This is a genomic window from Winogradskyella sp. ECml5-4, from assembly GCF_036903175.1.
In the GTDB taxonomy this organism is placed as follows: domain Bacteria; phylum Bacteroidota; class Bacteroidia; order Flavobacteriales; family Flavobacteriaceae; genus Winogradskyella; species Winogradskyella damuponensis.
Window position 1 is genome coordinate 70,787 of record NZ_JAYJLF010000014.1, and the last position, 13,150, is coordinate 83,936.

11 protein-coding genes are annotated in these 13,150 nt (G+C 32.7%); 4 read left to right on the forward strand and 7 right to left on the reverse strand.

Annotation, left to right across the window (positions count from 1 at the left end; translation table 11 throughout):
• Positions 1 to 37: 37 nt before the first annotated feature.
• From VDP25_RS14310 to uvrA, 3 genes are all read right to left on the reverse strand, one after another.
• Positions 38 to 724, reverse strand: coding sequence for a TIGR00730 family Rossman fold protein (locus tag VDP25_RS14310; protein ID WP_334470919.1), 687 nt, complete (start codon positions 722 to 724; stop codon positions 38 to 40).
• Between the two features lie 172 nt (positions 725 to 896).
• A complete protein-coding gene (locus VDP25_RS14315) occupies positions 897 to 1,064 on the reverse strand; it encodes a lmo0937 family membrane protein (protein WP_115839263.1) in 168 nt (55 codons plus the stop codon).
• 123 nt (positions 1,065 to 1,187) lie between these two features.
• Positions 1,188 to 4,016, reverse strand: coding sequence for an excinuclease ABC subunit UvrA (uvrA, locus tag VDP25_RS14320; protein WP_334470922.1), 2,829 nt, complete (start codon positions 4,014 to 4,016; stop codon positions 1,188 to 1,190).
• Positions 4,017 to 4,304: 288 nt separating this feature from the next.
• On the opposite strand from uvrA, the gene VDP25_RS14325 reads away from it, so the two are divergent.
• Positions 4,305 to 4,919: a fumarylacetoacetate hydrolase family protein gene (locus tag VDP25_RS14325; protein WP_334470924.1), complete on the forward strand. Its 615-nt coding sequence runs from the start codon at positions 4,305 to 4,307 to the stop codon at positions 4,917 to 4,919.
• 7 nt (positions 4,920 to 4,926) lie between these two features.
• On the opposite strand, the gene VDP25_RS14330 is transcribed toward VDP25_RS14325, so the two are convergent.
• Both VDP25_RS14330 and VDP25_RS14335 read right to left on the reverse strand, forming a co-directional pair.
• Positions 4,927 to 7,800 carry an AsmA-like C-terminal region-containing protein gene (locus VDP25_RS14330; protein WP_334470926.1) on the reverse strand — a complete coding sequence of 958 codons (2,874 nt, stop codon included), beginning with the start codon at positions 7,798 to 7,800 and terminating at the stop codon, positions 4,927 to 4,929.
• A gap of 420 nt (positions 7,801 to 8,220) precedes the next feature.
• The gene (locus VDP25_RS14335; RefSeq protein WP_215924647.1) at positions 8,221 to 8,409 is read right to left on the reverse strand and encodes a hypothetical protein; all 189 of its coding nucleotides are present in this window, start codon (positions 8,407 to 8,409) and stop codon (positions 8,221 to 8,223) included.
• 374 nt (positions 8,410 to 8,783) lie between these two features.
• Here VDP25_RS14335 and VDP25_RS14340 point away from each other — a divergent pair, with 374 nt between their 5' ends.
• Together VDP25_RS14340 and VDP25_RS14345 are read left to right on the forward strand one after the other, a co-directional pair.
• A complete protein-coding gene (locus tag VDP25_RS14340) occupies positions 8,784 to 8,930 on the forward strand; it encodes a hypothetical protein (protein WP_215924646.1) in 147 nt (48 codons plus the stop codon).
• A gap of 321 nt (positions 8,931 to 9,251) precedes the next feature.
• Complete coding sequence (locus VDP25_RS14345) at positions 9,252 to 10,013, forward strand: NYN domain-containing protein (RefSeq protein WP_334470929.1); 762 nt, start codon at positions 9,252 to 9,254, stop codon at positions 10,011 to 10,013.
• Positions 10,014 to 10,130: 117 nt separating this feature from the next.
• Here VDP25_RS14345 and VDP25_RS14350 read toward each other — a convergent pair whose 3' ends face one another.
• Positions 10,131 to 10,481: a hypothetical protein gene (locus VDP25_RS14350; RefSeq protein WP_334470931.1), complete on the reverse strand. Its 351-nt coding sequence runs from the start codon at positions 10,479 to 10,481 to the stop codon at positions 10,131 to 10,133.
• Between the two features lie 163 nt (positions 10,482 to 10,644).
• Between VDP25_RS14350 and VDP25_RS14355 the strand changes: the two genes are divergently transcribed.
• Complete coding sequence (locus tag VDP25_RS14355; RefSeq protein ID WP_334470933.1) at positions 10,645 to 11,169, forward strand: hypothetical protein; 525 nt, start codon at positions 10,645 to 10,647, stop codon at positions 11,167 to 11,169.
• A gap of 162 nt (positions 11,170 to 11,331) precedes the next feature.
• Here the strand turns inward: VDP25_RS14355 and VDP25_RS14360 are convergent, their stop codons facing one another.
• Positions 11,332 to 12,966, reverse strand: a complete 1,635-nt coding sequence (locus VDP25_RS14360; RefSeq protein WP_334470935.1) for a lipocalin family protein — start codon at positions 12,964 to 12,966, stop codon at positions 11,332 to 11,334.
• Positions 12,967 to 13,150 lie beyond the last annotated feature (184 nt).

Sequence of the window (13,150 nt, forward strand, 5' to 3'; positions counted from 1 at the left end):
GTAAAGAAGGGATTCTTCAAAAAAAAATAAGATTTTCTTAGAAATTAGGGCTAAGGTCGTACTCTTTATAAAAGTTGTTTAATATTTCTATAACTTCATCTCCAGAGTCAACAAGGTGAATAAGGTCTAAATCTTTAGCACTAATATTTCCAGCATCTAATAAGGTTGTTTTTACCCAATCCATTAAGCCGCCCCAAAAATCTTTTCCAACTAAAATAATAGGGAATGATTCAATTTTATGAGTTTGTATTAAGGTTATCGCTTCAAAGAGTTCGTCTAAAGTTCCAAATCCGCCAGGCATAACTACAAAGCCTTGAGAATATTTTACAAACATTACCTTGCGTACAAAGAAGTAATCAAAGTCTAAGCTTTTATCATTGTCTATATAAGGATTGTCGTGTTGCTCAAAAGGTAATTCTATGTTTAAACCTACAGAAGTTCCGCCAGCAATATGAGCACCTTTGTTACCAGCTTCCATAATACCTGGACCACCACCTGTAATAACACCATAGCCTTGTTCTACAATCTTTTTCGCAACTTCTTCTGTGAGTTTATAATACTTATGATCTGGTTTTGTTCTTGCAGACCCAAAAATTGAAACACATGGTCCTATTTTGCTTAGTTTTTCATAACCATTAACAAACTCTCCCATGATTTTAAAAATTGCCCATGAGTCGTTTGTTTTTATTTCATTCCAACCTTTATTTTTGTTTTCTGTTCGCATATTGTTTAAATAATTTATTATAGCATTATAAAAGCCATATAATTATATGGCTTTGTCTGATTTTTTGGAAGACCAAATTTAAGTTAAAATGAACGAATTATTTGGCTATTAACAAAAAAATAAGCGTATAAATGAAAAACTCATACGCTTAAAAGTTAAGATTTTTAAGTAATTACAGTGGTTTTCGTCCTGAAATAATATTATACAATATAACTACTATAGCAATAACCAATAGTATATGGATAAGGCTGCTGCTGCTCATTCCTGGAATAATATCGAGAAGTCCTAATAACCACACAACGATACAAATTACTGCTACAAGCCAAAGAATACTTTTCATAATTATAGATTTTAATTGTTAGTTAAATAAATTTATACAATTAAAATGCTAACGCTTACAGTTTTAATCTAATGCGTTAAAAAAAATATGAAATACGTCAGAATTGTGAATAATTGTAAGAATTTACATTAGTTCTTTCTTCAAAAACTTTGCAGTGTAGCTCTTTTTATCTTTTATAATTTGCTCAGGTGTACCTTTGGCTACCACTTGTCCGCCAGCTTTTCCTCCTTCGTAGCCAATATCTATGATGTAATCTACTGTTTTTATCACATCTAAGTTGTGCTCAATAATTAAAACGGTATTGCCTTTATCTGCCAGTTTATTAAGGACTTTCATTAAGACTCTAATGTCTTCAAAATGTAGGCCAGTGGTTGGTTCGTCTAAAATATAAAAGGTGTTTCCTGTGTCTCGTTTACTTAGTTCTGTAGCTAACTTAATACGTTGAGCTTCACCTCCAGAAAGTGTAGTGCTTTGTTGACCTAAAGTAATGTACCCCAAACCAACATCTTTAATGGTTTTAAGTTTTCTATGGATTTTAGGAATGTTTTCAAAAAAATCAACGGCTTCTTCAATCGTCATATTTAACACATCACTAATTGATTTTCCTTTGTAACGAATTTCTAATGTTTCTCTATTAAATCGTTTACCTTGGCATGTTTCACACTCGACATAGACGTCTGGTAGGAAATTCATTTCAATAACACGTAAACCACCACCTTGGCATGTTTCACAACGTCCGCCTTTAACATTAAAGCTAAAACGGCCTGGTTTGTATCCGCGAATCATCGCTTCGGGTATTTTAGCAAATAAACTTCTAATCTCATCAAAAGTCTTAGTGTAGGTTGCAGGATTACTTCTTGGAGTACGTCCAATTGGTGATTGGTTAATGTCAATGACTTTATCTAAATGTTCCAACCCTTTTATACTCTTATAAGGCATTGGTTTTTTTACTCCATTAAAGTAATGTGCATTTAGAATAGGGTAGAGGGTTTCGTTAATTAAGGTAGATTTTCCACTTCCTGACACTCCAGTAATACCAATCATTTTACCTAATGGTAGTTCTATATCTACATTTTTTAAATTATTTCCTGTGCAGCCTTTTAATACCAATTTTTTACCATTGCCTTTTCGTCTGGTTTTTGGAATTTCAATTTCCTTTTCACCATTGAGATAAGCAGCGGTTAATGTGTTTTGTTTTAGTAATTCTGTTGGCGTGCCTTCACTTATAATTTCTCCACCATGTTTACCTGCAAAAGGACCAATATCTATAACATGGTCTGCACGTTCTATCATATCCTTATCGTGTTCAACAACGATTACCGAATTTCCAACATCTCTAAGAGACACTAAAGAGTTAATTAGTTTTTCGTTATCGCGTTGGTGTAAGCCAATACTTGGTTCATCTAAAATGTATAATACACCAACCAATTGCGAGCCAATTTGAGTGGCTAGTCTAATACGTTGTGCTTCTCCACCAGAAAGCGATTTTGAACTTCGGTTGAGTGATAAATAGGTAAGTCCGACATCTAATAAAAACTGAACTCTGCTTCTAATTTCTTTTATGATTTCAGTTGAGATTTGTTGTTGTTTGCTTGATAAGCGTTCTGTTAAACCATCTAACCATTCGCCAAGTTCAACGACATCCATTTTTACTAATTCGGCAATGCTTTTGCCATCAACTTTAAAATAAAGCGATTCTTTGCGTAAACGCGAACCTTCACAAACCGAACATTCTACTTTGTCCATGTATTCTTTTGCCCATCGTGTTAAGGATGTGGAATCTGAGTGGTATTGACTTTCAATAAAATTGGCAACACCTTCAAAATCTATTTTATAATCGCGTGTGACTCCTAAGAGTTTACTTTCTACTGTAAATTTATCTTTACCACCATGAAGTATAATTTTTTTAGCGTCTTCAGGGATGTCTTTCCAAGGGTCGCTTAATGAAAATTCAAAGCGTTGTGCTATAGTTTCAAATTGTTTAAAAATCCAGCTTTTCTTTTGAGGTCCATGTGGTGCTAAAGCTCCATTTTTAATGGATAAGGATTCGTTAGGAACTAGTTTATGATCGTTTACCACATATAATTCGCCAATACCATTACAGTTTTGGCAAGCTCCTTTTGGTGAGTTAAATGAAAAATTATTTGGTTCAGGGTTTGGATATGAAATACCAGAAGAAGGACACATTAAATTCCTACTAAAAAAGCGCGGTTCGTTGGTGTCTTGGTCAATAACCATTAATACATCTTCTCCATGATACATGGCTGTATTTATGGATTCCATTAAGCGTTTCTCGTTGTTTTCGTTATCGTCAATCTTTAGTCTATCAATAACAATTTCGATATCGTGGGTTTTGTAACGGTCTAGTTTCATACCCTTTTCAATATCTACAATGGCTCCATCTGTTCTTACTTTAACAAAACCTTGTTTGGCAATTTGCTCAAACAATTCGCGATAATGACCTTTGCGAGAACGCACAACAGGCGATAATATATTAATACGTTTGCCTTTATACGATTCTAAAATAAGGTCTCTAATTTGCTCATCGTTATAGCTTACCATTTGTTCACCCGTTTCATAGCTGTAAGCATCAGCAGCTCTAGCATAGAGTAAACGCAAAAAATCATAGATCTCTGTTATGGTGCCAACGGTAGAACGAGGTGATTTACTCGTGGTTTTTTGTTCAATAGCAATCACAGGAGATAGGCCATCAATTTTGTCTACATCAGGACGTTCTAAACTGCCTAGAAATTGACGTGCATAAGCAGAAAACGTTTCAATATAACGACGTTGTCCTTCTGCATATATGGTATCGAAAGCCAAAGATGATTTTCCACTACCAGACAAACCGGTTATGACCACTAGTTTATCTCTAGGGATAGTGACATCAATGTTCTTAAGGTTGTGAACGCGTGCACCTTTGACTTCAATTGAATCGTTGAATTGGCTCATAAATTATTTAAATCCTCCTGTTGTTTTTGCGAAGTTGCAAAGGTACAAATTATAGTTGTTAATTAATTGTAAAGGTTTAAGCTGTAAATTAAGTCGTGTGGTTTTAGTTATGGTAAAGTAATTGAGCATTTAGAATCTGCTTGGAGAGTAAAAATAGTAGGTGGAGAAAATGTGGCTATTCTGAAGTTAGTTTGGTTAGTGTTGTTATTGGGAGTTTAATCGTGTTGCTGTTTAATTAATCCGCATTTTGTACATTTACCATTACAAAACTAAAACCCAAAAACAATCATGAAAATCATAGGCATTGGTAAGAATTACGTCAACCAAACTTCAGAAATAAGTGCTAATAAAACTGGTGCGCAAACGATATTTACAAAGCCAGATTCTACTTTGGTTACAGGAAATAAAGATATTCCGTTTCCTAAAATTACAAATGAACTGGCTTATGAAGTAGAATTAGTTGCTAAAATAGGAAAACAAGGTAAAGATATTACGCTAGAAGATGCCACTTCTTACATTTCAGAAATAGCAGTTGGTATAGATTATACAGCAACAGATGTATTAGCGGCTAGCAGAGAAAATAAAGGACCTTGGGCTTTGGCTAAAGGGTTTGATGGAGCCTCTCCAATTTCAAGTTTTAAGTCTGTTTCCGAATTTTCCGATTTGAATGCTATTAATTTCGATTTGAAGATTAATGGAGAACAAAAACAAGTAGGGCATACCAGTCTAATGATTTATAGTTTTGCTGAAATTATTGCTTATGTATCCTCATTTATGACTTTAGAGGAAGGTGATCTTATTTTTACAGGAACACCAGCAATGGGGAAAGGTTTAAATCATAAAGGCGATCATGTGCAAGCGTCTATAGAAGGTGAGTTGCTATTAGATTTTAAATTGGTTTAATTGGATATTATTTTTGGAGCGAATCTGACTTTACACGTTTAATTTCCTGTTGCATTTTATTAATGGCATCTGCTGAATTTCCACTGCGAATAGAGTCTTTTTGCGTGGACAAGCTGTTTAATTCTTCTTGAGAATAATTCGTTTCAGTAGTTGCTTCAGTATTAAGATCTTTTGATTTTTTACCAAGTTTTACATTAAAATCTTCGCTATTCCCTTCAATAACCACAGGAATGCCAATAATTCCTAATGGAGGTAAACCTATTCGCATTTTAAGGCTTAGGTCGCCATCAAAAGAGGTTTGGCCTTCTGCTCTTAATCTAAAAGGACTTACTTTAAACTTAAACGGTTCTATGTCTAGTACATTATTGTCTACAGTAGATATAATAGTGATTTCAGACACTTTTGGGTCATTTAAAGCACCAAAACCAGATTTTTCGGATACTTTACCCATTAGCTTATAACCATCAAATTTAACACTATGTACTTTTAATGTGCCTTTGCCTTTAAGTGCGGGTAAAACGGGTAGCATTTCATCGTCTATGGTGCCTGTTAAACTGTAGTCTATCGATACTATTCCTGAGGCTTGTGCAGCAGCAGGTGCTAATTCTTTAAATAAGGACATGCTATTATATCCTTTTTCTATATTGAGTTGATTAGCTTTTAAATCCATAGAAAAGAGAGCTTCTTTTGTGGTTAAAGCTTGATAGAATCCTTTGAGTTGTGCAGTACCATCAACCATTTCTAAAGTACTATTTTTTAAGAAAAGCCCTTGATTTTTTAATCCTAAATGGCCGGAGAATTCAGTGATATTTAAGCTGTTGTATTTTAGGCTGTCTATTTTAATTTGAATAGCTAAATCTAAGTTTTTAGGGATTTGCATTACACCTGTTACAACGGATTCTGTTGTATTTATATTAGCAGTACTGTCAGACTGCTGGATTAGTTGTTCTTCCTTTGGGAAAAATTCGGTAATATCAATTTTTGGTGATTTTAAATTTAGATCTCCTGTTAATACTCCTTTAGATAATAGTGCATAATCTATATAATTCTGAAAATAGCCATCCATATCTACTTCAGAAGATTGGTGTTGAATAGCTAATTTAGAAAATGCCATTTTATCGTTTAGAAATAGAAATTGCCCTTCTTTAATCAAAACAGGATATTGAAGTATTGAAGTTTTTATCTCAACATCTTTTAAATCTAATGTACCGCTGTTACTATTCTCATTTTGTGAGTTATTAAGTTGTCCTTTTAAATTTAAATCGGCATTTAATTGACCATTTACGATTAAAAACGGTAATTCTACAACTTGATTTAGTGTTGTAAAGTCTATACGTCCTTTCGCTTTTATATCGTATTCTGGTTGGTCAAAATTCTTAAAATAACCTTGACTTGTAAATGGGTTATCTAAAAAGCTAAAGTTTAGGGCATTTACTGTTAGTGAAGACTCTGCATATGATTGCCCTTCATTTAGGATTTTGGCATTAAGTTCAATATTTTTTATAGGCTCTGGATGTCCAGATGTTAGCAAGTAACCATCAGTTAATTTAAAAACACCTTTGGTTTTGGGTAATTTAGATGTTTGTGGTTCATAAATTCCATCTACAGTAACATCTGTAGCTAATATGCCATTAAATTCTAAATCTGGTAAACTTAAAGTTTGATTAAGAATGTTGAGGTTAATATTAGATTGTATATTAGATTTTACATACATGGAATCTGTTCTGCCTTTTACAAACATTTGCCCCGTAGTAATTTCCTTATTGAGTGAAAAGTTAAGACTATCTAGACTAAGGTTCATCCAATTGTCTTTAAAATCTCCTTTAAAATTTGCATATAGGTTTTCTAGGGCTTGGTCTGCGTCCTTATGTTTTATATAACCGTCATAAATGTTAACTGTTAGGTCTGTACGGTTTATTTTAGAAGCTTTAGGTACAGATCCTGTATAACCAGCAAGGTGTAGCTTTGCTGTTATATCTCCTTTAAGGCTTAAGTCTTTAGACCATTCTACATATTTTGGAGGTAATGCGCTAATCACGTTTTTAAGGGTGCCGTTTTGTGTTTTAAAAAGTAAATTATAGGCAAAACCATTGTCAAAAACCTTTAAGTTACCGTTAAAATTTACTTCAAGATCATTTAACGAAATAGTGTTTTTATCTAAAGCAATAGATAGGTTTTTAGTATCGTAAATGGTAAACGATTTTGCTTTTAATTTTTTCCCTTTTAAGTATTCTGAGTTTTCAAAAACCACATCAACACTCGTGATGTCTAGTTTTGAACCTAATTTTAGTTCACCATCAATAATGCCTCCTTTTCCGTTGTAGTTAAGTCCATGAGAAAAAACACGAATACCCAAGTCGTTATCTGCATATTCAACTGTTGCATTTTCAATTTTAAGACGTTTAAGGTTTAGGTTTAAACCAGCAGAACTACTATCATTTGCCACTGCTGTAGTGTCTGTTGCTCTTAAGATATCGTAGTTGTTGCGTCCAAATTTATCCTTAACTAGTTTTATATTACAATCGGTAAGATAGGTTTCATTAATTACGATTCTGTCTGAAAATAAGAGTTTAAATACATTGATACCAAATCCTAATTCTTTTGCGTTAATTAAAGTGTCTTTTTCAAAGGGTTTAGAACTTGATAAATTTACATTTTGAAACGAAAAGGTTAATGAAGGAAAATGCGTAAAGAATGAAATGTTAGAATCCTTAAATTGAAGTTCGGTTTCTAAATTTTGATTGATACCTTTTTTGATTTCTTCAGAAATGAGATCATTAAAAATGGAAGGTATAGCAAACAAACTAATGATAAGTAGTAAAAATAGGGCAGAAACCCACTTTAATAGTTTTCCAAACTTGTTTTTATTTACCTTTTCCATTAGTGCTTAGATTGCTAAAAATTATAAGCTGTCAAAAGTAGTATTTTTTTAAGTTTTAACTCGTTGCAATGAGGAATTATAAGAGGTTTTCTCATTAAGAAATTGTAACATTTTTTTGTTTTAGCAGTTCAAATGTTTAAAAAGTTTTAGTTTTATTTATGGCTTTTATTGCCTCAGCATAACATTATAAGTATTGATAACAACGAGGCTTATAATACACTTACAAAATACCACTCATAGGGCTTACCAAGTTGAGGGCATCAGAAAGGCTTTGTTTTAGGTTTGATATTGTAAGGACGTTCCTTAAATTTATCATTAGCGTATTAGTCGTTTCTATCTATTTTGTTGTAAGCGCGAATTACTAAAACAGCCCAAACGATTACACAAATGGATACAAATATCGAAAACGAAAAAATTATTTCATTGGCCTCCATTCAAAATCTGTTTTATAAAGATTACTAATCCAAGTATTGTTGGTGCCCAAAGCCCTACAAATATAGCATGAAGCTCATCTCCTCTTAAGAATAAATATTCGGCAACCACTATAATTAAAGCACATAAAGCTAGCATAAAGAGGTTCAAAGGCCCTATTTTTTTTATAAAACTCATCTTAGGTTCGTTATTTCGTTGCTTTAAATTTAATGAAAAAAATAGCCAATACCTCTTCAAGTGGACTAAATATAAATGCATAAAACAAGCAGTCGTAATAGAACATCTAAATCTTAAACTTAATGATGTTGGTATTATTGAATGTTATGTGTCTTTTTAATCAGTATTAAGAGTGAGTTATGAATTAGATTAGTGGTGCGTTTTAGGGTGTTATTGCCTTTAGGATTTAACAAAAAAATCATTAAGTTTAACTCAATTATATCACATTGTTAAATTACTGCTAAATCTTTGATGTTTAGATGTTTTATGTCTCTAATTGTGATCCAAAAATGCTTTTAGTTTCGTATCTTTGATTATACCAAATGACCTGTTTTATGAAAGCACTACAAGACCTAAGAAATAGACTATTAAAGTCTAAGCCTAAACGGCTCAAAAACGATATAAATCGTAACGATATTGATGCGAGACGTGTGTTAACACGTTATTTTTCAAAGGACGATGACGACTTCTTATTTATATAATTAGTTCGGGTTTTGGTAGGCCTCAAAATGCATCTAATTTAATGTGGCTCTAAGGCCATTTTGTTAGCTTATGTAAATCACCACTTTTTGATATGTAAGAGAGGTGAGAGTTATTGTTGAAGCTTCTAATTTTAACTCTAATTGAACGTGATATTTTATTAATAGTAAAATCAGAAGATTAAAAGAAAGTAGCAAAATTGGATAAAAGGCTAAGCACACCTAAAGTTATTAATAGACAATCATAAAAAACCACTTCAATACGAGTGGTTTTTTGCTGTAAAGCGGTTATCTTTATACCAATAGAAAATACATGAAATACCAATGGATATAAAACTAGCAGTATTAATAGATGGAGATAACATTCCGTCTGCTTATATAAAAGAAATGATGGAAGAGGTGGCTAAATATGGCAATCCCACTATAAAACGTATTTATGGTGATTGGACCAAACCTAACTTAAACAAATGGAAAAACTTGTTGTTAGAAAATGCCATTACACCAATACAACAATATGGTTACACTACAGGTAAAAACGCTACAGATTCAGCTATGATTATTGACGCCATGGATATATTGTACTCTGAAAAGGTAGATGGCTTTTGTTTGGTTTCTAGCGATAGTGATTTTACACGCTTAGCAACGCGTTTGCGCGAAGCTGGTATGGCTGTTTATGGTATAGGTGAAAAGAAAACACCAAACCCATTTATTGTGGCTTGTGATAAGTTTATCTATATCGAGATTCTTAAAAATCAACGTGAAGAACGACCTTCAGAATCTAGTACAGCACCAACAGCCCCAAAAAATGACTACGATACTATCACTCAAAAAGAGATTAATTTTATTGCGTCTACCATAGATGATGTTGCCGATGATGATGGCTGGGCGTTCTTAGGAGATGTAGGAAGTTTGCTGCAAAAGAAACAGCCTAACTTTGATTCTCGTAATTATGGGTTTCAGAAACTAACGCCTTTAATAAATTCAATTCCTGCATTTGAAATTGAACGTCGTGAAGATTCTAGAGGGCGTTCAAAGTTAATTTATGTAAAACTTAGTGAGGACAAATCTAAGCGAAAGAAGAAGTAGGTTGTGTTGTAAAATAGCCCTTATTAACCTGTGGTCAATTGTAAAATAAAAACATAAAAAAACTTAGTCTAAATTACAGACTAAGTTTTTTTATATCCATTAATTAAGGGTGTCTTGTTATTTAGTTAAAACAAGTTCGCCAGAATTTATAGCTTTTGTGTAATTGGCTTTAACGGTATTTAAAAATCCAAAGAATTTTGAACCGTCTCTTTTCTTAAGTGTTACGGTTGTAGAACCGTTAGCTTCAGTTTCTATTTTATCAATAACAACGGTTTCATTATTTACTGACTTATAATTTGTTACAACACCTCGTTTTATCAAAATATTCGCTTTAGGAAAATCAACGTGATTAAAGCCTTGCGCTGTTGGCGTTTTTACGGTTAATATATCTCCTTCTTTTGGTGTGTTATTAGCAGAAGCTGTTAAAACGAAAGCGAAGCATAAAAGTGTAAAAATTACTTTTTTCATAGTGAATTGGTTTTAAATTGTGTTTGTAGTAAAAATAATAAGATTTTTTCATCGAATTTATAACTTTTAATAATTCTTAACATTTGCAAATACATTCTAAATTCAGATAATTTTTTTATTATTTTAGTTTTTTAAATAACCCTAAAGCATATAAAAAAACACGATGAAATTATTAGGAATAGGATCGAGAATAAACCACGCAGAATTTGGAAAAGGAGTTGTTACCAATGTCACTTCAAAACACTATTGGGTAACTTTTATTGATAACGGATTAGAAACTATAGATTTAGACTCTGAATTTGACGTCATAGAAGCTGCAGAAGACGATGTAGATACGGTTAGTTTTTATGAGGTTGAACGCAGTTTAATATCCATATTAAAAAAATGGTCTGATGTGTCTGAAGTAGTTGCCATTGCAGATAAGTGGAAAGGAGGGAAGCTAATTATGCAACCTGGAGATACAAACTTAAAGTCGAGTGAAATACCTATAGATACATTCTTTCATAAGATTACTATGGTTCGTGATCGCTTGCGTGTTATGGAACAGAAAATTAACTCAAGTAATCTTGAAGAACAAGAAAAGATAGATTTACAACAATACATCACAAGAAGTTATGGAAGTTTAACAAGTTTTAATGTGTTGTTTAAGTTGAAGAGTCAGCAGTTTGTAGGGCAGAGGAGTAAGTAGTTTTTTGGATTGCAGTATTGGGTGAGTGCTTTTTGAAGTTTAGTTCTTATTAGCGCTCTTCCGATTTCTATTTTATAAAAACAGTTTGGTACTGCTCAAGATTAATTAAAAACCCCTTTCAAACTGAAAGGGGTTTTTTTGAAGTTTTATGGTTTATTTTATTTAACGTGTCAATGTAACAGTGCCGCTACAATTATTTCCTAATTCAACACAACCAGGTCCCGTTACTTCTTCTTGGCTACTTTCACTTGTTCCTGTAAATGTATCTGTTTCCAAATTATAAGTCAATTGAGAAGAATAATTAGCTATTTTAAAATCAACACCACCACAAGGTAGAGAGAAAAAATCTTGATATACAGCAGTTATAGTTAAAACGTTATTCTCAAAAGTGAAATTATTAGTAATATAATTACCATTAGCATCATCTTCTTGAGTTACTGTATAATCGTCATTTAATGTAAGAGGTCCAGTTCCATTATCTGTAGATGTGTTACCATTAGTAGAAACACAGTCAGAGTTTTCAGTGATTGTCCAAGAACTAAAAATATTAATATATGTCTCAACATATACGTAGTCGCCATCGACTTCTTCTAAGACTATCTTGTTAGGTGTTAATTCTAATACTGTAATTATTGAAGATTCACCTTCGGCAGTTTCAATAATTGTATTGTCGTTTATTTCGTAATTACTAGTAGATTCATCAGCATTTTCACAGAATTCTCCATAATATTCTGTAGAAATTAATTGTGATGCATTAAATTGTACAATAATATTACAATCGTCAATACTAAAAGTATTTTCTCCATTTTCTGTTTCACCGACTAAATGCCAAGTACCAATTAATAGCTCTGCATTTACTGGTTCAACTTCGCCTATTGTTGCAGATGCAAAAGCAACACAGCCATTGTTATCTACAACCATTAGGTAGTAATTGCCTTCTTCTGGGGCAATAATAGAATCACTTATTATACCTGTATCGGTTTCTCCTGTAGACCAATAAAAATCATAATCTTCAGTCTCTCCATTAACAATAGCAACCAAAAGATTACCTGGATCTATACCAATAATAACTTCTAGGTTAGCATCATTACATTGATTTTCAATTAGTGTTGTATCAGGAGTATTTGGCGCATCAGGATTGGTAACATCAACAGGTGGTTCTGATGCGGAAGCGGCTCCAGCAAATATAACAGCAGCCAGAACTCCTGCAAAAGCTGTAGGAGCCGTAACTACTAATATTGCAGCGCCAGCAACTCCGGCACTAACACCTAGCCAACCACTAAGAGCAGTCCATTCTATAGTATTTGTACCTCTTAAAAGATTATAACCTGTAAAATCTTCTCCATCAACTTCGACAGTTGAAAAATTAACTACTGTATCTTCCATCGACGTCCAATCGCGATCATAAACAATATAGTTTACTAAGCCGTCTTCAGGATATTCAAAACGGTGTATGATGTTATCTTTAATCCCATTAGTTTCAGAGTAAAGCAGTGAAACTCTTTGATTGGTATCTAAAATAATAAACTCTGTTTTGTTTGAATTTGCAATTCTGTAGGCGAAGCTTTTAACCTGCGAAGGGTTGCCAGATGCATCTGTATTTCCATAAACATAGGTCGTGGCATTATCACTATCGATATAGATTTCTGATAATAATTGACCTTCAGAATTAGGTGCATTTACATATTCTATAATGGAATTATTTGGGTTAACAGTATCTGTTGTCTCATCATCAGAACAAGAAAACACTACTGTAATTAAACTGAGTAATAAAAAAAAGCGGATAAAATTTTTCATGGTAAAATAGTTGATTAATAATGATTGAAAAATTAATGAATGATACTCAATTCAAAAATACCTAGTACTAGGTATTTTTGAATTGAGTAGATTATTAAAATAATCAACTAGAAGATGAGATGTGATGTAATGAGAAGCTGAGGTATTGCTTTGTTTTTAGGATCACAAAACAGTCTCTTTACTG

Excerpts from the sequence above, each read along its gene's own strand:
- VDP25_RS14325 (WP_334470924.1), top strand. The coding sequence starts at position 4,305 with ATGAAAATCATAGGCATTGGTAAGAATTACGTCAACCAAACTTCAGAA.
- VDP25_RS14340 (WP_215924646.1), top strand. The coding sequence starts at position 8,784 with ATGAAAGCACTACAAGACCTAAGAAATAGACTATTAAAGTCTAAGCCT.
- VDP25_RS14355 (WP_334470933.1), top strand. The coding sequence starts at position 10,645 with ATGAAATTATTAGGAATAGGATCGAGAATAAACCACGCAGAATTTGGA.
- uvrA (WP_334470922.1), bottom strand. The coding sequence starts at position 4,016 with ATGAGCCAATTCAACGATTCAATTGAAGTCAAAGGTGCACGCGTTCAC.
- VDP25_RS14335 (WP_215924647.1), bottom strand. The coding sequence starts at position 8,409 with ATGAGTTTTATAAAAAAAATAGGGCCTTTGAACCTCTTTATGCTAGCT.
- VDP25_RS14345 (WP_334470929.1), top strand. The coding sequence starts at position 9,252 with ATGGATATAAAACTAGCAGTATTAATAGATGGAGATAACATTCCGTCT.
- VDP25_RS14360 (WP_334470935.1), bottom strand. The coding sequence starts at position 12,966 with ATGAAAAATTTTATCCGCTTTTTTTTATTACTCAGTTTAATTACAGTA.
- VDP25_RS14315 (WP_115839263.1), bottom strand. The coding sequence starts at position 1,064 with ATGAAAAGTATTCTTTGGCTTGTAGCAGTAATTTGTATCGTTGTGTGG.
- VDP25_RS14310 (WP_334470919.1), bottom strand. The coding sequence starts at position 724 with ATGCGAACAGAAAACAAAAATAAAGGTTGGAATGAAATAAAAACAAAC.
- VDP25_RS14350 (WP_334470931.1), bottom strand. The coding sequence starts at position 10,481 with ATGAAAAAAGTAATTTTTACACTTTTATGCTTCGCTTTCGTTTTAACA.
- VDP25_RS14330 (WP_334470926.1), bottom strand. The coding sequence starts at position 7,800 with ATGGAAAAGGTAAATAAAAACAAGTTTGGAAAACTATTAAAGTGGGTT.